This window comes from Advenella mimigardefordensis DPN7, assembly GCF_000521505.1.
Taxonomy (GTDB): Bacteria; Pseudomonadota; Gammaproteobacteria; order Burkholderiales; family Burkholderiaceae_B; genus Advenella; species Advenella mimigardefordensis.
Window position 1 is genome coordinate 1,188,946 of the sequence record NZ_CP003915.1, and the last position, 17,102, is coordinate 1,206,047.

Sequence of the window (17,102 nt, forward strand, 5' to 3'; positions counted from 1 at the left end):
AAGACGTAACAATTCTAACATTGTCACGTCTTTATCATCGTTGATTTCGGTCAATAAATTGAGTCGACCCGCCGTAAATTACAACACTTCCTTAGCAGGCCGTTTGCGACGTTTTCTCCACAGTCAGGCCGAAAAAGGGGCGTATCCTGGTGCCGATCACGTTGCCCGCAAAGGCGGCAACCAGCCACAACCAGCCATGCAGGCTACCCGACAGAATACCACTGAAATAGGCGCCGATATTACAACCGAAAGCCAGACGCGCGCCATACCCCAGGAGCAGACCGCCTAGAATCGCTGCCAGAATGGAGCGTGCAGGCAATGACCAGACCGGGGCAAATTTGCCTGCCAGACTGGCGGCCAGTAATGCACCCAGGACAATCCCGATGTCCATGACACTTGTAATATCATTGCGCAGCGGGGCAGCCAGTGATGCTGCTGCAGGCCCTTGCCAGAATCCCCAGCCGCTGACGTCATAGCCGACGGCCATCAGTATTTTCGAGCCCCACAAAGCAAAGGCAGAGGTAATGCCCCATGGGCGTCCCGCCAATGCCAGCGTAGCGAAGTTGAGCAGGACGAGCACAACGGAGCCAATAACCAGCGGCCATGGGCCCGAAAGCAGTCTGCCCCAGCCACCGGCTTTACCGGCGCTGACCGCAGACGAAATCAATGTGCCATGCCGACGTTTTTCAGCCCAGATTGTGAACAGGGCAATGGCCAGAAACAATACAAAGTTACTGATCAGAGCGGTGGACACACCCCATTCCTTCACGATTGAATACGGCGCGAACGACGGCTGTGCCGCCCACCATGGCAGATGTGCGGCGCCGATGACCGAGCCGATAATGAAACCGATCAGCGTAATAATCATGCGTGTGCTGCCGCCGCCGACAGTGTACAGCGTGCCTGAGGCGCAGCCGCCCCCCATTTGCATGCCAATGCCGAAGATAAAGGCGCCGACCAATACCGAGGTGCCAACCGGGCTGACAAACCCGCTCACGTTCTGGCCCCACAGTGAACCATTACCCAGTACAGGGAAAAAGAGCAGGCAGCCAAATGCCAGCATCAGCATTTGTGCGCGTAGTCCGGCGCCACGCCGATCAGAAATAAATACGCGCCAGGACGAAGTGAAGCCAAACGCGCTGTGATAGAGTGTCGCGCCCAGCAGGGCGCCGACGATCCACAATGCAGCCTGGCGGCCGCTGACGGCGCCATTCAGGTAGATAAGGCCCAGTATGATCAGTGCTGCTGATATTGCGGCGGGAACCAGGTTGATCTGTGAACGCGCAGGGGGTACAAGGGTGGAAGGATTCGAGGCCATGATGAACTAGTCGCCCGGGTGACGACGCTGAGTGTAAAAAAATGATCTTACGCCGTAGAGTAATTGAAGCATAGCGGCGCATGGTTTTATTTTAAGGACCTGTGCGGAAAGGGCGCCCGGGTAACCTTGCTGGTGGCAGGGTTGTCACTGTAGCACAGGAGGGCGCTTGCGGCTTCGGGGCGTAATGCAGGACAGTGCAAAAGCGCGCAAATGGATGGCCTGCAGTCAACAACCTGAACCTGACACTGCAGGCGCGTATGCGCACTAAAGATCAGCAAAAATAGTGATTCGCAACGTATTTGCGTACATGACTCGTATCCAGAAAATCAATATCGCTGCGTAGGCGCTCGTTTTCGACAAGGCCGACGAATTTGAGCGCCTGTTCGTCGCTCAACGTGCGCGTTTGCCCATTCTCGTAATGGAATTTGACGCCTGGTATACCGTACTCGTACAGGATGCTCACTGACCGAACGCGATTCATAATGACCTCCAAATAATATGTATATAGACCGCTCGAACGATTAAGAGTAACTGTCCGATCTGCCTATGCAGCCGCCTGAGCCAATTGTTCCGGAGGCGCTTTACAAGGATTGATGATTATTAAAATTAATACCTTGAATGTTGTATTCGCTTGTGCAGAAGCTGCATGTCCGGCAGATAGCATGAGCGTAATTAGCATCCATTAAAGCAAGTTGTATCAAATGGCGCCGCGTAACAGGGCGCGGCGATAAATCTTGCAACTGAAATAAAACAAGGGTTGGTGAGACTGCTGCAACTTAGTAAATACCGTGACTACTGGTACCGCATCATAATTAATACGATATGTGAAAATATGCTACTGGTTATTTCATAAAATATCAATAGGGGAAAATTAATTTTTGAAAAGCCCGGGTTATGACGACCTTAAATCCCGCAGGCGGCCCGATGAATGGTTAGCAGAGCTGCTGAGGCCTACGCTGTGCAGCGTTTTTTGCTGGTATGCTTATCCGATGAACAATTTCAAATCGATTGTCGCGCTCACCTTGCTGCTTTCAGTGGCGCACCCTGTATGGGCTAAAAGCGATGGGGGCGACGGGCCCAGGCTTGTACGGGACAATGAGGGCTGGGTATACGTGGACAGAGATAACCGCCCGGTCTTGCGACCCTATATTTTTGACAATGGCCCCGATTATTTCGAGGAAGGCTTAGCGCGTTTCGTTGAGAACGGGAAGATGGGTTTTCACGATAAAGCGTTGAACATCATTATTCCGGCGAAATACGACTTTGTGTATCCGTTCGAAAACGGCATAGCCAGCGCCGGTACTCGGTGCAGGACACAAAAGCATGGAGAGCATTCTTCTGTATTCTGTGAGAAATGGGAGAATGTACACAAGCCCAAAGAATCTGGGCGACCCGGTTAATGAATCAGATTTGGTGAATGCCCGTCCCTCGTTTATGGCGTAGAGCCCGTAGATGTAGCGTTTTTCCAAATCCAACGGTATCACCGAAGGCCTCCATACTAAAATGGAAATGCTATCGCGCCGTGCGTATGGGTTCAGGAATGTTGAGAATTACCGACTGAGGGTCTTGGCCCAATGCGGTTGGAATGGCGTGATCAACAGAGTTTGGTGAATGCCCATCCCCCGTTTATGGCGTAGAGCCTATAGAGCCTGGTGTAGTGTCGGCCAGAATGGCATTGTGCTGAGCGATGCCGCAATTGCGGAACGATCGGGTTTCGTTTATCGCCTTTCGTTTATTGCCCTGAAACCCGCATATATACTGGAGGCGCAGAGCGGAGTCGAACCGCTCTGGACGGATTTGCAATCCGGGCTATGTTTGAGCATTGGCGCGGCTTACAGGCCCGTTTTAGTTCCTCAATCAACCAAATGTAGTGGCCTTGAAAGCCGCATAAACATTGATGGGTTGATTTTTTTGAGGAACTATTTTAGCGGGTAGGGGTGACCTTCTGACCCCGGCGATTACGCAGATATATTTCAGTGGTTGCAAGGCGTTTATGCCCGAGTTGTTTCTGGGCTGCCCGAGGGTCTTGCTCGGCGTCCGCTTTGTCCGTCCCGGCCTTGGCGCGCAGGTCACGAACCTGAAACTCTACATCACCTATTTTGGCCTTAATTCGGGCTTGCCTGAGCCATTCTGACACCGCCCGGGTCGTTACTGGCTTGCCCCATCGGTTCGTAATCAGGTAGGTGGTGACGATTTTGTACTGATTACGGCGCGCCCGGATGCGGTCGATCAATTGCTGCAGGTCAGGGCTGATTTGGAAGCGCAGTTTTTCTGAGGTCTTGCCTTGGCGGATGTACAGCACCCCATCTCGAATGTCATGATCGGTAATGCCTACCACATCGGCGGGGCGCTGGCCGGTCAGATAGGCCAGATCCAGAGCGTCCCGTAATGGAGGGTCAGCAATATCCCATAGCCTCTGATACAGGTCATCCTCGACGTATACGTCACGGGATTTCTCAGAGTGCATCTTGACGCCTTGCTTCGGATTGGGAGCGTTCGTTAACCCCATTTCACGGGCGTAATTGAACACAACTGAAAATGTCGCAATCTCACGATTTGCCCGCGTATGCCCGGTCGTTTTTGTGACTTTGCGTCCTCGTTCCTTCATCCACTGCACGGCTCGCTCTGCCCGCCAGCGTAGATACTGACGGATATTGACGGCTGCGATTTCTTCCAGCGGCGCATCTTCAAAAAACTCAATCAAAGGAACCCGATCTTTAAGAATGTCGGTTTGATACCGGTCGGATTTTGACGGCAACTCTTTCTGAATGAACAGATCAAAGGCATCCTTGAAAGTTATTACCGACTTTGGCGCTGTCTGTTCCAGCTCAGCCCATTTCTGGACTGCAAGTAAATAATCAGAGCCGAGAGCGATTTCAACGCGGGGGCTGCCACCCTTGTCATAGTAGTAATAAGTGCCGTACTTGCGTACCCGGACCCGCATTCCCTTTGGTAAATTTGTGTATTTTGTCGGTTTTCTTCCCATCTCATCACCCCATGCTTAACACCTTTGGCGTCCATTTCGGGCGGGCAGGTTCGGTTATTTTACGGTTTGTCAGCACTTCCCTGACAACAACTGGCCTATTGCGGGCATTTTCATAGAAGGGAATGCCTTGCTTGCGCAGCCAGTCGATCTGCAATTGATGCAGGGTGTGGCCGTCTTTGCCGCGACAAATGCCGGTCAATTCCTTCAATTCATCATCGGTCAGAAACATAATTCATTTCTCCAACAAAAAACCCGCCGGCGGCAGGTTTAGATATTTCTGGGACGTGGCGAGAAATCGCCGGATGTGGTCGGGGTGGAAGGTCATTAATTCCCCTTCACGCACATGACCTGTTTCAAGGTATGCAGCACCTCAACCAGATCAGTTTGATTCGCCATAACGGTGTCGATGTCCTTATAGGCTCCAGGGATTTCATCAAGAACTGCGTCATCCTTGCGACACTCTACGCCTTCCGTTTGCTTGCGCAGGTCGTCAAGTGTGAAGGTCTGGCGGGCCTTGGCTCGGGACATCTGGCGACCTGCGCCGTGGGAGCACGAACAATAAGACTGCAATTCGCCCTTGCCGCGTACGATGTAGCTTTTTTGACCCATAGACCCGGGGATGATTCCTAAATCGCCGTCACGGGCGCGAATAGCCCCTTTACGGGTCACCCAAAGGTTCTTGCCGAAGTGGTTTTCTTTCTCCACATAGTTGTGGTGACAGTTGATCGCTTCCTGAGTGATCGTGAAATCCTTGGGGATAGTCAGGCGAAGCGCCGCAATCACCTTCTCCATCATGACCTTACGGTTTTCAAGGGCATAATCCTGCGCCCACTGGACTGCGTCCATGTAGTCTTGAAAGTCTTCGGTATCTTCTGGGATATAGGCAAGGTCACCGTCAGGCAAGTGAATATGGTATTTCTCCATCGTTTTCTTTGCCTTCGAAATGAAGTGTGTCCCGATCATGTTACCGATCCCACGAGAACCTGAGTGCAGCATGACCCACACGTCCTGATTCTCGTCGATACAGATTTCAATGAAATGGTTGCCTGACCCGAGAGTGCCGAGCTGGGCGCTAATCTTATCGAACAGCTTCGGCATGGAGCCGACGATCTTGTCTGCTATGATGTCCTGAACGCGCTCGTTAGGCATGACCGGGAGCCGACGCAGGTTCGCATCACGGTCGCTTTCTCGCTTATGACCGCCGCCAGCGCCCAGAGGAACGTCGCGTTCGATCTGGCGGCGGATCGCCGTCAAAGAGTCAGGCAGGTCTGACGCTTTCAGGGACAGTCGAACCGCATTCATGCCGCAGTTATGCACGAACACGCCTGCAGCCAGCGCAAAGTTATGATGCTCTTCCACCTGCAAACAGTAAACGTCAGCACGTTCTTCTATCGGCTGAACCAGCAATACCTTGTGGTTGTATCCGTGCTCCTTCTGTTTATGCCAGCGAAGAGCTGCTGGATTAGTTAATGTCTCGCCACAATCATCGCATGCGCGTGGTGATGTGTTGAAACTCGTCAGATACAAAGCGCCGCGCTTACCATTGTCCTTGACTGCATTTGCAAAGTGCTCTGGATTCTCGCGCATATATCGCTCGATGTTTTCCTTCCCAATACGCGCCATTTCCTCGCGTTCTAAAGGATTAGCTGAGCGGCGTTGAATCCCGGCAAGGCGCATACGCTGAAACACCGGGTCGGCATTATTAAAAGAGTGTCCTACGGTGCGATGATGTCTGGAATGATCGCTCGCTGTCATTAGCTTCATGTTCGACGGATCATTGTCGAAATGAATATGGCTCTTGTGGTGCACAATATGACCTTCAGGGACTGGGCCGTTGAAATACTCCCACACCATGATATGCGTAAGTTTAGAGCTACCCTTTCCATTACTGACCGATTCGTATCCGTCACGGGTTTGCCATCGACGGTAAAGAGGCATAAGGCTGTCATTGAAAGACAGGTCTTTCGCTTGTTTATACGATCCGTCATTCATCATGAATTCGTGGTCAGGGGTGCAGATTATTTCATCCCCACCAGACACGACCACGCGGATCAATTCTGCGTTCGAGCGAGTCTTGACGCAACGTGCCTTGCCAGGGGCGACTTTGCCGTCAGCGTTGATCGAGTAGACCCAAAACGGCTCTGTGCGCGTCTCAAGCTCGATAAATGTGGCTTGAGTCCCATCAAGTAACGGAACCTTCATGTCCCCACGGAAACATCCGATGTCAACGCCCACGGCTGCCGGTATAACCGCTTTCTCCGTCGCAATGACCGAACCCACGGTTGAACCCTTGCCAGCGTGAACGTCGGGCATCAGAGCAACGCCATTGCCTGCGATGAAGGGGAGGCGCGCAAGGTTCTTGGCTTGGGTTAGGGCGGTTTCTTCAATATGGTCTGTCCACGCCTTGATAGGGCGCAGCATGTCGTCATCTTTAATTACTTTCATCGAATTTCCTTTCTTGTGATTTTAACGCTGTCGTCTCCAACATTCTGCGGATGGCGTCGGTCATTTGTACCTACTCCCAGGCTGTCCCGGCTCGTTGCTGCCAGTGCATTCAAGTTCGTGATCCGTCGCCTTCGGACAGCGTTTATTGCCACACTCGGAACAGACAATCATTTTTGACATGAAAGGCCACGCCGTGGATGCTCGGAAACACTTATGGCAACAGTAGCTTGCCTCGGGTCTTGGCTCAGTCATTCCCCACCCCTCAAAGTCCGCCAGTGCGTGGGCTGGTAGTAGACATACATCACATCGTCGCCCGTCCAGTTATCCACGCAAAACCATAACTTTCCCCGACGGCGCAGCTTTTGCACGTTGCGCTCTCCGTTGGCGTCGTCTATCTTTGTCATGACGACGATGCCAGATGGCGCGCTCTCGATCGGTTGCCAGTCGGTCATTTCAGCCACCCGATCACCACCGCAACGCCCATAGTCAGCCCTACACCGAATCCAAACCCAACGAATAGCCATCTGGCAGCAAGTGCGTACGAACTGATAATGTAATCAGCCGCTGAGTCGAATACGGTTTTCCAGTTGATCTTGTTCATTCCCCCACCTCCAGCACAAAATGCAGCGCCCGCACGGTATTGCCTACGCGGCGTTCCGTTTCCAGGAATTGATCACTGACGTGGCCGGCCGCATATAGCCGATCATTCCCGCCGTGCTGACTGATGACTTGGTATGCGACAGGCTCGCCCATCGCCTCGATCAAGTCCCTCTGACCCTGCTGACACCCGTGGCAGTACCACGTCCATGCAATATCTTTCTTTGATTCGTTAATCGGTTCTCTAACCCTGCCTCGCCATGCTCTCTCAAAAGCCGCCCTGATGTCAGTGTCTGTCATGATTGCTCCTGTGCGCGCATGGCTGCTTTGAAAAGAGAACGGATATCCTCAGTCCGAAGTTCAAAAATTCCGTCATATGTGTGGATCAGCTCTGGGTCAGCTTGCCTGTCCTTAGCTTTTCGATCCAAGTAACTTTGAATTCTCAACAGGGCTTCCACATCCGAAACATCCGCCTGACTATCGCTCGGCTGGGCTGGCTGGGATTTCAGGGCGCGTATGGTGTCGGCAAATGACTGCACGACAATATCAATTGTCGATCCAGGCTTCATTGATTCAATTTTCAATGCAGCTTCTTCCAGCACCTCATTACGAATCGCTTCACGATCCAGCGTTTCAGCGGGGGATAGTTGAACGGGTGCCGCTGCAAGCATGGCCTTATACCCAGCGTCAATTCTCCAGCGCCAATTCATCCCTTTATTTGAAATAAATGATTCTTCAAATGCTTCGCACATGTCGAATGTTGGTTCAACAGGAACCAGTTTGTATTGTTCTGTCATTTCAATAGTCCCGGAAATACTTCGTTAACTTCTGCCCGTGTGAGTGTGATGCGCTCTACGGGAATGTCGTTACCAGATTGGAATTTGTCCCTGATGTGCGCAGCAAGATTGACTGACGGAACGATAAGCAAGTCTTTAGCGTTGCTGTCATTGACGGTTGGCTTATCCTCAATCACGGCGCGGTATTTGGTAATAGTTTGCCAAAGTGGAGCACAAGGTTTCCATTGATGCCAGCAATACCACTCAACCCTCGCCCCTTTCTTATGAGCCTCGATCACCTCCGAATGATCGTAGGTGCGGCCATCAGGGTTTAGCTTTGATTCGATGTATTTAGACATAACCCTTGTTCTCTCGAATTGCGATGATTTCAATATCACCGTGCGGTAAATCAAATTCTTCAGCGATGCAGTCAACCGCTACCTCTGCGGGGTCTTGTCCCGTGTCAGTGTCGAATTTGAGTTGGTTTTCTGCCCCATGGCTTACGAAATATGCAATGTATTGCTTCATGTCGGTTCCTTATTAAGTGCTGCGCGGACGGCGGGTAAAACATCGGGCGCAGGCAAGCACCCAACAATATGCGGAACCTCGTCGTGGACTTGCTCCAACTCCCTGCCCAGCACATCAAGTTCGCATGCTGCCAGTGAGAGCGCTTTTCGCAACTCCGTGCGTTCTGCCTCCAACTCCCGCACCCTGTCGATTAGGGCGGTGATAACATCAGGGGAGGCGGCGGCGACATATGCGGCATCCACCTGAACAGTATCTTCGTTGTATTCATACCCACAAAAGTAGGCGATTTCGTTCTCGGCAGTTTCATCTTCAACCAATACCGTGTCGTTAAACGCTTCCCACGGCCCCGGAGTAGCCTTCTTCGCCAACGCATACAGTGCATCGAGTTTTTCGGGGGTCATGGGTGGTCTCCGGGAGGTTGTAAAGGCATCCAGTGAGTAAATCCGCACACGAAATGCCCTGTATGGCGGTCTATGCAATATTCCTTTTTCTCTGAATACACTCCAGCGAATGGCCTTCCGTTACGTCGCATAACGACAATCATCTGCTCAGACAATGGCAGACGATCATCGACGCTGATCCATTTATCCTGTGTCATTTCCCTTGCTCCTTCATAGATTGACCGATGGCGGCGGCTGCTCGGGTGATGGCACGGCGGGTGGCCTCTGCTGCGTCTTTGTATGTAGGAACATATTCAGAGCAACACGCCGCAAAGCAAGACACATCTACATCTACAGAACGATATGTAATGCGCATAGCCAATCTGGACATTAGGCGGAAAGCGTCCGCATCACTGGTCAACGGGTTGAAAATTACCGGACGGCCGTCCTGATTTCCTGCCATGCCTCCGAATCCATTTGACCAACGGGCATTTTTCACTCCAGCGGCGTAGGCAGCCAGTTCCAGCAGTTCTTGGTCTGTTTGGGTGGTCATGCTATGTTCCTCAGTAAGTCGAATTGTTCTGCGCCCCATTGGTCTGCCATCGCATCTGCAATCCCCTGGAACGTTTCGCTTCGAAGTTTCCAACGATCAGCGGACGGCGGCATTCTATGGATTCTGTTTTCTCTGCCTTCCACTATATTGGTCGGAGTAAGCAGCGGAAGTCCTTTCAGCCAAAGACAAGTAGCCTTTGTTTCGCCATGGCCGAACTGCCACGGCTGGATGATCTGGTCTGGCTTGCGATACAGCGACGACATGACGCAGACTGGGTTTTCGATGGCTATGCGTGGTATGCCAGCCTTTGCCAGCATCATGAAAAATGACGCGCTGGCCTGCTGCCTTCCGTCCAGCCGTTTTGTTGCAAAATGCCTTGCGCCACTTACAGATAGATCAGTACATGGAGGGTGAGCGATCATTAGATCCCATGGGTAGTCCAGAACGTCCCGGACGTCGCCCTGGTAATGCGGCCCTGGCGCATCAGTAGGCAACAAGTCGCAACTCATGGCCTCATGCCCCCCCCCGAATGAAGGCATCACGCACGCGGCCTGAATATTCACAGGCAATCAGTACCTTCATACCGCCTCCGTAGTAATAGCCAGATCGTCAAGCATGGTCTGTGTTGGCTTTACCATGCCGCTTCTGATACCTTTCATTCGTACCTCCGACACGCCATAGAATGCAGCGACGTGGGCGTTGTTCCTGAAGTTGTTACGGATGTACGAGCGCATCCGGTGGATGAATTGCTGTTTGGTCATGGCGTTAAAAAAGCCCGGGGAGGGCTTAATGATTGTGTTTGCTAGAAAGGGATGTCCGACATTTCATCGGCGCCGCCAGATGGCTTTGCTGGAGCTTGCTGGCGTTGTTGTGGTGCCTGCTGTTGCCCGTCATCCCGCTTGCCAATAAGCTGCAGATCGTTGACGCGCACTTCAATACTGGTCTGTTTAATACCGTCCTTGTTCTCCCATTCCCGAGCAGCCAATTCCCCTGAAACTGCCACTTGCTGGCCTTTGTTCAAGTAGGGCAATACTGAATCCCCGCGCTTTCCGAAGATCGAGCAGCGCGCCCATGTTGTGATCGCCTTTTCGCCAAACCCGGCCTGTGTCGCGACAGGGAAAGAAACGATTGAATCACCTGCTGGCGTAAACCGCTGCTCTGCATCCCTGCCGATATTGCCCGTGAAAGTCCATACGTTAATAGCCATTTTCAAACCTCAATTAAATTGTGTTCTGTGTCAAATTCTTGGATGACCTGAGTAAGATATTCTCTGGCCGCTTTGATTCGAGCGATCATTTCTCGCTCTTTGTCGAAATCCCGCTTTACCACCCAACTGGTGAGGCGGTGCATTTCAGGGATATGGGAGACAACGTGCATTTGGATAGGCTCGAAGCCGATCAGACGCTGCGGGGTGTCTACAAGGCAGTAATTAACCTCCCATTCGTCGGCATCCCATAACATCATGTAGCCGCGCATCTGCCATTCGTATACCTTATCCTCGCAGTCCATGACCCAGCCCGGGAATGTTTTGGCCGACCATGATGACTTGATATCATGACCGCGGCGTCGCTCTGCGTCATACAGGTCGCATTCCCCTGTGATCCACTCATTGGTGCGGCGTTCTGTATTTTTGGTCAGGTTCAGGCCACGGACGCGGTTCAGCAGGTCGATAGAGTCCTGCTCGACTTCGATGCCTTTTTCCATTTCCTTGCTGGAAACTTCGAAGTCAATGCCGAAAATCTCTTGCGATGCCAACTCCCGGATATAGGATTTGGCACCGACGGACAAAACCTCACCGGCTTTGGCGGCAGCCGCAGTAGGGGAGGCCATGAGCTTCCCGATGCTGGAACAGCGGAATCGGATATCAAGCATCGGTTGCTCCTTTTTTGAGTTTGGCGCCATGTTCCTGAATTACCGCAGCAAATTCCTTGTATCCATCCATGTCGCGTGTTTCTTGAAATACCTTGACGCCAGCCTTCATGACGGCGCGCAGGGCTTCTTCCGTTTCCGTGGCAGTCGCCTTTTCTTTCCATTCTTGCCGCACCTGTTGCATATGGTTCTCTCGGTCATCCTCGGCCAGATGGCGCACAAGCTCGGCGTCCAAGTCCTCCAAGTCCTGGCTGAACATGTCAGACGCTGCTGTTACGTTCAGAACCATTGCGATTTTGGCGCGTTTGCAGGCCATCTTTAAGACGGTATTGGCAAGGTCTGCTGGCTCGGTCCTGATCTGCTCGACCGTGTAATGACCGTTCGCCTTGCGGCCATACTTCAGGCGGCGCATATCCTTCGGTGTGTCCTCCCATTCCTGAGTACAAACAGCTTTGCGCCACTTGTACTTTTCTTCGTCGGTGGATGCCTCCCCCAAGCCGGAACCAAGGGTGATGCCGGTAGACTGGTGTTTCCCGATGCACTTCACTCGGTATCGAATCACACCGGGCGCGGATAAATCCTCGACAATGAAGTCATCCGCGATCCGGAACGTGACGCAAAGCACTTCAGCGCCGGGTTTTAACAAGGTAGGCTTGTCGCCAGCGCCCGGGATGGATCCGTAATGGACGTTCTGTTTCATCACCGACTTCATGACTTCCTGAACGGCGATAACGTGTTTCGTCACCTCCGCTACAGAACTTCGGCCTTCAACCTGCGGCACGATTCCTGGCCGCTCAATAACTTCATTCATAATTCCCTCAGTATGAGATTTTCACGCCCGGGATCTGACCCTTGGCGATCAACGTTACGGCCTGTTTGGCGCAATCCTCGGTCATGCCGCCAGCGATAAAGGCTTCCATTGCCGCACGATTGACGGACGCCTTATGTTTCTTGTCCGCCTCCCGCGCTTTTGCCTCCGCTTCCTGCCGGGCGATTTCGTCTGCCTGACGCTTGCGTTCGGCCTCGACTGCCTGCTTCTGGCGTTCCTCGGCTGCTGCTTGTTCCTGAGCGGCGCGGTTGATGGCTTCCTGCTTCTCGCGCTCTGCCTTCTCGGCCTGTAGCTTTAGTTCCAGTTCCCGGCGTTCCATTGCAGCCTTGGCGTCTGCCTCACGTTTGATCGCGGCATCACGTTCGGCCTGCGCTTTCGCTTCCTGCTGCCTTGGTGGCTGCCTCTGCTGCTTCGCGTGCGATACGATCCTTTTCATCTTGGATTCGTCGGGCTTCGGCGTCGGCACGCAATTTGGCAAGTTCTGCCTGCTCGGCTTCGTATTGCTGGCGTTTATCGATGGCAGCGCGCAACGATGCTATTGCCTTTTCCTTGGCGCGATGGCCTTCAGACTCGAATTCCTCCCACGAATCATCAACTACCGTGGCTTCGACTGCGCCTAACATTTCCAGCAATGTGAGAGATTCAATTTCTTGACTGGCATTGGCTGCGTATTGGTTGAGCCGCATCACGTTTTGATTGTGACGAGCCTGTCTTTCTTCTTCCGCCTGCTCCCACTCGGTCAGCGGCTTACGTACGTCTGCCTGCCAAAGCTCCAGCTTTTCCCGCGTGCGCTTGCGCTCAGCATCTACCTTTTTCGGAATCTCTTTCAGTTCAGCAGAAACCGTCTTGCCCAGGGCTTCTATTGCGGTTTTAATCTTGGCAACCTTGAATGCCATGCTGGCGATTGCTGAGCGACCCTTGGCGGTCGATGTGTCGGGTACGAAGGCGTCAATCTCGGCCTTGATGCGCTCAAGGTAAGGATCCAGACCGCCAGATGTGCTGTAAACCGATAGCGCGGTTTCTTTCGGTGGCAGCGCCACAAGCTCAGTGCTTTCTTGTTCGATGACTTCTGACATGGTTAAATTCCTGGTGAATTGAGTAATAGGGCAATGCAGCCGATGGCGAACGCGAGGATGAAGAGTTTTGCGGCGCGTGGCATGGGCGGCTCGATGATTGATTTCCAGTCGCCGGTAAGCGGGTTATATCGGTGCCCGTCAAGATAGGCCAAATGGGGCAACTTGGTGTATTTGTTGCGGCGCAGTTCGCGCGGCGCCACAACGTTCGGGCCTTGAAAGTAGGTCATGGCTGTTCCTTCATTTGGTATTGCTCGTCCGTCAGTTCTGGTCGAGGATCAACGTATTTACAGACTCGGCACCGTTGCTGCGGCAACAAGATTGTTGGTTGGGCTTTCGGAAGTTGCTTTGTGCAAACTGGACAATTGACGCCGTATCTATTGCGCAACTCCCTTTTGTGCTCCCGAAAAGCGCGGAAGTCGTCTCCCATGTCGCTCATGGCTGTATTCCTTCATCCATCAGTTGATCTTCGGTCATTTCGTCCAGCAGCTCGCGGGCGTGGATCAACATCATCTGCTCGACGTGGTGCATCCGTTCTCGGGCAAGGTCGATGCTGATCGCGCAGGCCGCGCTGTTGGCCATCATGTATTCTTCCTCCCACTCAATGACCGATTCATACCAGTACCGCTTGTCCTTAGTGAATGCCTCTCTTGTGGCTCCAGTCAGGCAATCGTGGATGCGGTGGTGGATCTGGTCATTTGAAAGGTGGGGGGTGATTGGCTCTGGATCGTCGTACTCAGGCGGCGTGATCGGCCCGGCTTCGGGTAGGGACCAGATGGTAAATGGGGCGTTCATGCCATTTCTCGCAAGGCTTCTTCGCATTGCAAACGAAGCGCATTCAGTGTGTCTTCGCATGACCGGCCCTGTGATAGCTCGATCAATTCATCAGGCTCGCCGTCATGCACTTTCCCGATATCCGCGTACACAGCAAACATGCCGCCGATATCCTCCATGCTGATCTTCACCTTGTGGTGCTCAAAGAATTCAGCATCAATTGGATTGACGTTTGTGATCTCGACTTCACGCGGTGTGCCGTTAGGCAGGGAGAATATGGTGATCTGCATAATTCACTCCATAAAGGATTTCCAAGGCGCGCGCACCCGGGGACAAGCCGGGATAGTCCGGTTGCCGGTTACACGATTGGAGTTGGTTGATTGCGGCCTGTGCTGGCCTTGGAAAAGGGGGAGAGGGTGCCGGTGCTGATCTCCGGCTCAAGCGTGCGCACATGTTTTCATAGCAGTCGCCAGTTGCTGCGACCTAGAATGTCTATCACGCCGGATTATTCCATTCGCCGCCCATCAGCCTGGGCATTACCCTCACTAAAGCACACTCGCACCGGGTTGGAAGGCCGGCCCCTGCCTACTATTTCAGGGTGAGCGTGCTTGAATCAGGGTGCTGAATAGGTTTTTGCTTTTGCGCTGCAACTGTTGAGGGGGATTGATACAATTATCAATTGTTTTCGTGAAATTGTTGGAGCGTTTAAAAATGAGGATTCGTCCTGTTCACCCCTCTGAATATGAGCAATTGGTGTGTATATGGGAAGCGTCAGTGAAAGAAACCCATGATTTCCTCACACCTTCCGATATACAGGAGCTTCGTGCGCCATTGCTCGAAGAATGGCTTCCAGCCGTTACATTAAAAGCTTGTGTAAGCAAAGATGGCCTCATATTAGGGTTCTCTGGGGTACATTCAAGAAAATTGGAAATGTTGTTCCTTGCTCCTGATGTGCGTGGGCAAGGTGCGGGAAGGCTTCTTTTAGAAGATGCTATTGTCAACATGTCAGTGCGTTCCGTGGATGTGAACGAACAGAATGAGCAGGCGGTGGGTTTCTACAAACATATGGGATTTGAAGTGTTTGACAGATCTCCTGTAGATAGCCAAGGCAAGCCTTTTCCATTACTTCACATGCGACTCTCCAACGGATAACGCCCATGCTTTAAGGTGCTGGTTTTGGCGTGACCAGCAACACATACTGCTTACTTTCGAGACTCGGCAATGGCGGCGTCTATCGCAGCGCGCAGATCAAGTCCGCGTCGTTCGCATGAGTGCTCGTCACCGAAATCGTCACGCTCTTGAGTGATAATGCAGCCGCTATCGAGTCGCTCCTTATCCTTCAATAGTTCGCGTATGACCTTCTGCGATTCCCATATCAGCAGAGTTATTGAATCCTCTTTGCCATGCAATCCTATCCATTGATCAAGGCGCGCCAGTGTAGAAAGTGGGTGCGCGTATCCGTGCTCTTGAGCCACTGCATTTACATAAAAGTCGCTCAAAGGGTTGGACGCCTGCTTAGCTTGGTCGTCCGGATGCACTGTTAATTGGTCATCACATGCTGTTGAACTCATTTCGTTATCTCCTGTTGATATTCACGGTAGGCGGCTCTACCAAACCTCGGGACGGCTCCATTGACCCTTAGATAAACCGCCTAGCGTGATGGCTCTCGGGGGAAAGCCGGTTGGGATTAATCCAAGTATGTGACTTCGATTTTCGGTTTCGCAATCTGGTAAACATTTGGGTAATCTCGGATATTCCTGATATGCTCATAATCAACTCGCACATGCTCAGGCCCGGTTGAGCCACGCCACCACACCTTATCGCCCTCAGTTACATATCCATCCCTCACTTTCAGCATGCCCGCCTTTGGTTCAAGGCCATATCGCTGCCGAAGCAATTCTTCGAGTCTTTCTTCAGTTATTGCATCCATCTCTATCTCCTGTTAAACATCTTTCAAAGCCCTGTCACGACTCTCAAAGATGCTGAAAGCCCCGAAGTAGTGGGGCTTCTGCATTACTTGGTGATCAGCCATAAAAACAAGGCCCATAGCGGAAGGAAAATAATCAGAGGCATGTGCTCCCAAGGGATGCGGGAGTGCGCTCTCTGCAAAAAAGTTTTCCTTCCCGGGCCGATCAGTTTTTTTTGATAGTCTTGACTGGCAATTCGACTTTTGAAACCTGAATGCATTCGTAGATCACAAATGCTTCCTCGGGGTTGCGCTTTGCTAAAAAATCCGCTTCCCACTCCGCTTTCTCTTTATCTGAGAAATGCTTATATTCGGAGCCGTACTGTCGGCCCACCAACCATGACTTTCCTACTGTGTCCATAAAGCCCTCGCATAAAAAAGCACACTGCCAATCAATGCGCTTTCGGATGCGAAGTGCATCCTCCCGTTCTTCTCTCGGGCGTTATCGACCAGATACCCGCCTCTGGCTGATTACAGGCGCTGATTACCAGTTTCCGGACGCTTCACAGCGCACCCCGAAGATGTATCGAACGTGGTAATTTGCTGCTTCATTTTGCCGGGGCAATCAGCGTACATACTCCCCATACCGCACCCTCACTTCACAGCGGGGCGCGTAGCGTCTTTGTGTGCCGTTATTCGCCGGATAATTCCGGTGTGGTCCACACGCTCAGTTGTTAAAGAATCGAATCCCGTTGATTCCTGGCATTCGGTGCGCTCCGTTGAGTGCATGAACAGATATTAATACAAGCACAACTTGTATGCAAGCTAAACTTGTATAAAAGGGGAAAATAAATGCCGCAATATACAAGCGGCAACTGTCACAAAAAAGCCACATCAATGTGTGGCTGGGGAAGGGATGGGGAGAGCGGACAGGCGGCGGGACTCGAACCCGCATTTTCCCGTACTGGGCAGGTCTACCGACCGGAGCTGGCTACTACAGTGATCGCGATACGTGTTTCGCCATTGACTTACAACCTGTCGGGGGCAATCATAGCCGGTCGTCGGGTG

General features: G+C 52.3%; 29 protein-coding genes, 1 tRNA gene and 2 pseudogenes. 4 read left to right on the top strand and 28 right to left on the bottom strand.

The features are described 5' to 3' along the window. Nucleotides 1–91: 91 nt before the first annotated feature. Together MIM_RS05430 and MIM_RS05435 are read right to left on the bottom strand one after the other, a co-directional pair. Complete coding sequence (locus tag MIM_RS05430; RefSeq protein ID WP_025371753.1) at nucleotides 92–1,318, bottom strand: YeeE/YedE family protein; 1,227 nt, start codon at nucleotides 1,316–1,318, stop codon at nucleotides 92–94. Between the two features lie 271 nt (nucleotides 1,319–1,589). Beyond that, on the bottom strand, nucleotides 1,590–1,799 hold the full coding sequence (locus MIM_RS05435; protein ID WP_025371754.1) for a hypothetical protein: 210 nt from the start codon (nucleotides 1,797–1,799) through the stop codon (nucleotides 1,590–1,592). A 397-nt stretch (nucleotides 1,800–2,196) separates the two neighbouring features. Between MIM_RS05435 and MIM_RS05440 the strand changes: the two genes are divergently transcribed. Next, nucleotides 2,197–2,718 (top strand): WG repeat-containing protein, encoded by a 522-nt coding sequence (locus tag MIM_RS05440; protein ID WP_245592817.1) that lies wholly within the window; start codon nucleotides 2,197–2,199, stop codon nucleotides 2,716–2,718. A gap of 58 nt (nucleotides 2,719–2,776) precedes the next feature. Then, nucleotides 2,777–2,929 (top strand): annotated as a pseudogene (locus MIM_RS22385) (transposase); the annotation flags it as partial. A gap of 313 nt (nucleotides 2,930–3,242) precedes the next feature. Here the strand turns inward: MIM_RS22385 and MIM_RS23475 are convergent. The 20 genes and pseudogenes from MIM_RS23475 to MIM_RS05525 all read right to left on the bottom strand — a co-directional run bounded on the left by MIM_RS23475 (nucleotide 3,243) and on the right by MIM_RS05525 (nucleotide 13,584). Further along, the gene (locus tag MIM_RS23475; protein ID WP_025371756.1) at nucleotides 3,243–4,304 is read right to left on the bottom strand and encodes a tyrosine-type recombinase/integrase; all 1,062 of its coding nucleotides are present in this window, start codon (nucleotides 4,302–4,304) and stop codon (nucleotides 3,243–3,245) included. Between the two features lie 4 nt (nucleotides 4,305–4,308). Further along, the gene (locus MIM_RS05455) at nucleotides 4,309–4,533 is read right to left on the bottom strand and encodes a DUF4224 domain-containing protein (protein ID WP_025371757.1); all 225 of its coding nucleotides are present in this window, start codon (nucleotides 4,531–4,533) and stop codon (nucleotides 4,309–4,311) included. Between the two features lie 95 nt (nucleotides 4,534–4,628). Next, complete coding sequence (locus MIM_RS23640; protein WP_407638149.1) at nucleotides 4,629–5,663, bottom strand: RtcB family protein; 1,035 nt, start codon at nucleotides 5,661–5,663, stop codon at nucleotides 4,629–4,631. A gap of 9 nt (nucleotides 5,664–5,672) precedes the next feature. Next, nucleotides 5,673–6,749, bottom strand: a pseudogene (locus tag MIM_RS23645) (RtcB family protein); the annotation flags it as partial. 248 nt (nucleotides 6,750–6,997) lie between these two features. Continuing rightward, a complete protein-coding gene (locus MIM_RS05465; protein ID WP_025371758.1) occupies nucleotides 6,998–7,201 on the bottom strand; it encodes a hypothetical protein in 204 nt (67 codons plus the stop codon). Further along, the gene (locus MIM_RS23115; protein ID WP_158318697.1) at nucleotides 7,198–7,350 is read right to left on the bottom strand and encodes a hypothetical protein; all 153 of its coding nucleotides are present in this window, start codon (nucleotides 7,348–7,350) and stop codon (nucleotides 7,198–7,200) included. Before MIM_RS23115 ends, MIM_RS05465 begins: the two co-directional genes overlap by 4 nt. Beyond that, entirely contained in the window at nucleotides 7,347–7,646 is a 300-nt protein-coding gene (locus MIM_RS05470; RefSeq protein WP_025371759.1) for a hypothetical protein, read from the bottom strand. The genes MIM_RS23115 and MIM_RS05470 overlap by 4 nt, the downstream gene beginning before the upstream one ends. After that, the gene (locus MIM_RS05475) at nucleotides 7,643–8,143 is read right to left on the bottom strand and encodes a hypothetical protein (RefSeq protein ID WP_025371760.1); all 501 of its coding nucleotides are present in this window, start codon (nucleotides 8,141–8,143) and stop codon (nucleotides 7,643–7,645) included. Before MIM_RS05475 ends, MIM_RS05470 begins: the two co-directional genes overlap by 4 nt. Beyond that, complete coding sequence (locus MIM_RS05480) at nucleotides 8,140–8,481, bottom strand: hypothetical protein (RefSeq protein WP_025371761.1); 342 nt, start codon at nucleotides 8,479–8,481, stop codon at nucleotides 8,140–8,142. Before MIM_RS05480 ends, MIM_RS05475 begins: the two co-directional genes overlap by 4 nt. Next, nucleotides 8,474–8,650, bottom strand: a complete 177-nt coding sequence (locus tag MIM_RS23120) for a hypothetical protein (protein WP_158318698.1) — start codon at nucleotides 8,648–8,650, stop codon at nucleotides 8,474–8,476. Before MIM_RS23120 ends, MIM_RS05480 begins: the two co-directional genes overlap by 8 nt. Then, nucleotides 8,647–9,051, bottom strand: a complete 405-nt coding sequence (locus MIM_RS05485) for an ead/Ea22-like family protein (protein WP_025371762.1) — start codon at nucleotides 9,049–9,051, stop codon at nucleotides 8,647–8,649. Before MIM_RS05485 ends, MIM_RS23120 begins: the two co-directional genes overlap by 4 nt. Then, entirely contained in the window at nucleotides 9,048–9,248 is a 201-nt protein-coding gene (locus tag MIM_RS23650) for a DUF551 domain-containing protein (protein WP_025371763.1), read from the bottom strand. Before MIM_RS23650 ends, MIM_RS05485 begins: the two co-directional genes overlap by 4 nt. Then, on the bottom strand, nucleotides 9,245–9,583 hold the full coding sequence (locus tag MIM_RS05490; RefSeq protein WP_025371764.1) for a hypothetical protein: 339 nt from the start codon (nucleotides 9,581–9,583) through the stop codon (nucleotides 9,245–9,247). Before MIM_RS05490 ends, MIM_RS23650 begins: the two co-directional genes overlap by 4 nt. Then, on the bottom strand, nucleotides 9,580–10,005 hold the full coding sequence (locus MIM_RS05495) for a hypothetical protein (RefSeq protein ID WP_245592818.1): 426 nt from the start codon (nucleotides 10,003–10,005) through the stop codon (nucleotides 9,580–9,582). Before MIM_RS05495 ends, MIM_RS05490 begins: the two co-directional genes overlap by 4 nt. Nucleotides 10,006–10,385: 380 nt before the next feature. After that, on the bottom strand, nucleotides 10,386–10,790 hold the full coding sequence (locus tag MIM_RS05505) for a single-stranded DNA-binding protein (protein ID WP_052342280.1): 405 nt from the start codon (nucleotides 10,788–10,790) through the stop codon (nucleotides 10,386–10,388). A 2-nt stretch (nucleotides 10,791–10,792) separates the two neighbouring features. Then, nucleotides 10,793–11,413, bottom strand: a complete 621-nt coding sequence (locus tag MIM_RS05510) for a hypothetical protein (RefSeq protein ID WP_245592819.1) — start codon at nucleotides 11,411–11,413, stop codon at nucleotides 10,793–10,795. 34 nt (nucleotides 11,414–11,447) lie between these two features. Then, a complete protein-coding gene (locus MIM_RS05515) occupies nucleotides 11,448–12,263 on the bottom strand; it encodes a hypothetical protein (protein ID WP_025371768.1) in 816 nt (271 codons plus the stop codon). 7 nt (nucleotides 12,264–12,270) lie between these two features. Next, the gene (locus MIM_RS23480) at nucleotides 12,271–12,717 is read right to left on the bottom strand and encodes a flotillin family protein (protein ID WP_245592820.1); all 447 of its coding nucleotides are present in this window, start codon (nucleotides 12,715–12,717) and stop codon (nucleotides 12,271–12,273) included. Beyond that, nucleotides 12,638–13,357 (bottom strand): hypothetical protein, encoded by a 720-nt coding sequence (locus MIM_RS05520; RefSeq protein WP_245592821.1) that lies wholly within the window; start codon nucleotides 13,355–13,357, stop codon nucleotides 12,638–12,640. Before MIM_RS05520 ends, MIM_RS23480 begins: the two co-directional genes overlap by 80 nt. Before the next feature lie 2 nt (nucleotides 13,358–13,359). Beyond that, the gene (locus MIM_RS05525; RefSeq protein ID WP_025371769.1) at nucleotides 13,360–13,584 is read right to left on the bottom strand and encodes a hypothetical protein; all 225 of its coding nucleotides are present in this window, start codon (nucleotides 13,582–13,584) and stop codon (nucleotides 13,360–13,362) included. On the opposite strand from MIM_RS05525, the gene MIM_RS23125 reads away from it, so the two are divergent. Further along, nucleotides 13,583–13,723 (top strand): hypothetical protein, encoded by a 141-nt coding sequence (locus tag MIM_RS23125; protein WP_158318699.1) that lies wholly within the window; start codon nucleotides 13,583–13,585, stop codon nucleotides 13,721–13,723. The two genes, MIM_RS05525 and MIM_RS23125, sit on opposite strands and share 2 nt — an antisense overlap. A 66-nt stretch (nucleotides 13,724–13,789) precedes the next feature. Here the strand turns inward: MIM_RS23125 and MIM_RS05535 are convergent, their stop codons facing one another. Both MIM_RS05535 and MIM_RS05540 read right to left on the bottom strand, forming a co-directional pair. After that, nucleotides 13,790–14,149: a hypothetical protein gene (locus tag MIM_RS05535; RefSeq protein WP_025371771.1), complete on the bottom strand. Its 360-nt coding sequence runs from the start codon at nucleotides 14,147–14,149 to the stop codon at nucleotides 13,790–13,792. Then, a complete protein-coding gene (locus MIM_RS05540; protein ID WP_025371772.1) occupies nucleotides 14,146–14,418 on the bottom strand; it encodes a hypothetical protein in 273 nt (90 codons plus the stop codon). Before MIM_RS05540 ends, MIM_RS05535 begins: the two co-directional genes overlap by 4 nt. A 421-nt stretch (nucleotides 14,419–14,839) precedes the next feature. On the opposite strand from MIM_RS05540, the gene MIM_RS05545 reads away from it, so the two are divergent. Beyond that, nucleotides 14,840–15,280 (top strand): acetyltransferase, encoded by a 441-nt coding sequence (locus MIM_RS05545; RefSeq protein WP_025371773.1) that lies wholly within the window; start codon nucleotides 14,840–14,842, stop codon nucleotides 15,278–15,280. A 50-nt stretch (nucleotides 15,281–15,330) separates the two neighbouring features. Here the strand turns inward: MIM_RS05545 and MIM_RS05550 are convergent, their stop codons facing one another. The 4 genes from MIM_RS05550 to MIM_RS23100 form a co-directional block, all read right to left on the bottom strand. Beyond that, the gene (locus tag MIM_RS05550) at nucleotides 15,331–15,699 is read right to left on the bottom strand and encodes a hypothetical protein (RefSeq protein WP_025371774.1); all 369 of its coding nucleotides are present in this window, start codon (nucleotides 15,697–15,699) and stop codon (nucleotides 15,331–15,333) included. A 116-nt stretch (nucleotides 15,700–15,815) separates the two neighbouring features. Further along, the gene (locus tag MIM_RS05555) at nucleotides 15,816–16,058 is read right to left on the bottom strand and encodes a hypothetical protein (RefSeq protein ID WP_025371775.1); all 243 of its coding nucleotides are present in this window, start codon (nucleotides 16,056–16,058) and stop codon (nucleotides 15,816–15,818) included. 202 nt (nucleotides 16,059–16,260) lie between these two features. After that, complete coding sequence (locus tag MIM_RS05560) at nucleotides 16,261–16,455, bottom strand: hypothetical protein (RefSeq protein ID WP_025371776.1); 195 nt, start codon at nucleotides 16,453–16,455, stop codon at nucleotides 16,261–16,263. Nucleotides 16,456–16,962: 507 nt separating this feature from the next. Next, nucleotides 16,963–17,073 (bottom strand) — tRNA-Tyr (locus tag MIM_RS23100). Nucleotides 17,074–17,102: the final 29 nt, after the last annotated feature.

What these genes read in the sequence shown, in the direction of transcription:
- MIM_RS05560 (WP_025371776.1), bottom strand. Translation starts at nt 16,455, where the DNA reads ATGGACACAGTAGGAAAGTCATGGTTGGTGGGCCGACAGTACGGCTCC.
- MIM_RS05470 (WP_025371759.1), bottom strand. Translation starts at nt 7,646, where the DNA reads ATGACAGACACTGACATCAGGGCGGCTTTTGAGAGAGCATGGCGAGGC.
- MIM_RS23115 (WP_158318697.1), bottom strand. Translation starts at nt 7,350, where the DNA reads ATGAACAAGATCAACTGGAAAACCGTATTCGACTCAGCGGCTGATTAC.
- MIM_RS05520 (WP_245592821.1), bottom strand. Translation starts at nt 13,357, where the DNA reads ATGTCAGAAGTCATCGAACAAGAAAGCACTGAGCTTGTGGCGCTGCCA.
- MIM_RS05455 (WP_025371757.1), bottom strand. Translation starts at nt 4,533, where the DNA reads ATGTTTCTGACCGATGATGAATTGAAGGAATTGACCGGCATTTGTCGC.
- MIM_RS23650 (WP_025371763.1), bottom strand. Translation starts at nt 9,248, where the DNA reads ATGACACAGGATAAATGGATCAGCGTCGATGATCGTCTGCCATTGTCT.
- MIM_RS05555 (WP_025371775.1), bottom strand. Translation starts at nt 16,058, where the DNA reads ATGGATGCAATAACTGAAGAAAGACTCGAAGAATTGCTTCGGCAGCGA.
- MIM_RS05540 (WP_025371772.1), bottom strand. Translation starts at nt 14,418, where the DNA reads ATGCAGATCACCATATTCTCCCTGCCTAACGGCACACCGCGTGAAGTC.
- MIM_RS05485 (WP_025371762.1), bottom strand. Translation starts at nt 9,051, where the DNA reads ATGACCCCCGAAAAACTCGATGCACTGTATGCGTTGGCGAAGAAGGCT.
- MIM_RS23475 (WP_025371756.1), bottom strand. Translation starts at nt 4,304, where the DNA reads ATGGGAAGAAAACCGACAAAATACACAAATTTACCAAAGGGAATGCGG.
- MIM_RS05525 (WP_025371769.1), bottom strand. Translation starts at nt 13,584, where the DNA reads ATGACCTACTTTCAAGGCCCGAACGTTGTGGCGCCGCGCGAACTGCGC.
- MIM_RS05550 (WP_025371774.1), bottom strand. Translation starts at nt 15,699, where the DNA reads ATGAGTTCAACAGCATGTGATGACCAATTAACAGTGCATCCGGACGAC.
- MIM_RS05505 (WP_052342280.1), bottom strand. Translation starts at nt 10,790, where the DNA reads ATGGCTATTAACGTATGGACTTTCACGGGCAATATCGGCAGGGATGCA.
- MIM_RS05490 (WP_025371764.1), bottom strand. Translation starts at nt 9,583, where the DNA reads ATGACCACCCAAACAGACCAAGAACTGCTGGAACTGGCTGCCTACGCC.
- MIM_RS23125 (WP_158318699.1), top strand. Translation starts at nt 13,583, where the DNA reads ATGGCTGTTCCTTCATTTGGTATTGCTCGTCCGTCAGTTCTGGTCGAG.
- MIM_RS05435 (WP_025371754.1), bottom strand. Translation starts at nt 1,799, where the DNA reads ATGAATCGCGTTCGGTCAGTGAGCATCCTGTACGAGTACGGTATACCA.
- MIM_RS05510 (WP_245592819.1), bottom strand. Translation starts at nt 11,413, where the DNA reads ATGGCCTCCCCTACTGCGGCTGCCGCCAAAGCCGGTGAGGTTTTGTCC.
- MIM_RS23120 (WP_158318698.1), bottom strand. Translation starts at nt 8,650, where the DNA reads ATGAAGCAATACATTGCATATTTCGTAAGCCATGGGGCAGAAAACCAA.
- MIM_RS05515 (WP_025371768.1), bottom strand. Translation starts at nt 12,263, where the DNA reads ATGAATGAAGTTATTGAGCGGCCAGGAATCGTGCCGCAGGTTGAAGGC.
- MIM_RS05465 (WP_025371758.1), bottom strand. Translation starts at nt 7,201, where the DNA reads ATGACCGACTGGCAACCGATCGAGAGCGCGCCATCTGGCATCGTCGTC.
- MIM_RS05480 (WP_025371761.1), bottom strand. Translation starts at nt 8,481, where the DNA reads ATGTCTAAATACATCGAATCAAAGCTAAACCCTGATGGCCGCACCTAC.
- MIM_RS05430 (WP_025371753.1), bottom strand. Translation starts at nt 1,318, where the DNA reads ATGGCCTCGAATCCTTCCACCCTTGTACCCCCTGCGCGTTCACAGATC.
- MIM_RS05535 (WP_025371771.1), bottom strand. Translation starts at nt 14,149, where the DNA reads ATGAACGCCCCATTTACCATCTGGTCCCTACCCGAAGCCGGGCCGATC.
- MIM_RS23480 (WP_245592820.1), bottom strand. Translation starts at nt 12,717, where the DNA reads ATGAAAAGGATCGTATCGCACGCGAAGCAGCAGAGGCAGCCACCAAGG.
- MIM_RS05475 (WP_025371760.1), bottom strand. Translation starts at nt 8,143, where the DNA reads ATGACAGAACAATACAAACTGGTTCCTGTTGAACCAACATTCGACATG.
- MIM_RS05495 (WP_245592818.1), bottom strand. Translation starts at nt 10,005, where the DNA reads ATGATCGCTCACCCTCCATGTACTGATCTATCTGTAAGTGGCGCAAGG.
- MIM_RS05545 (WP_025371773.1), top strand. Translation starts at nt 14,840, where the DNA reads ATGAGGATTCGTCCTGTTCACCCCTCTGAATATGAGCAATTGGTGTGT.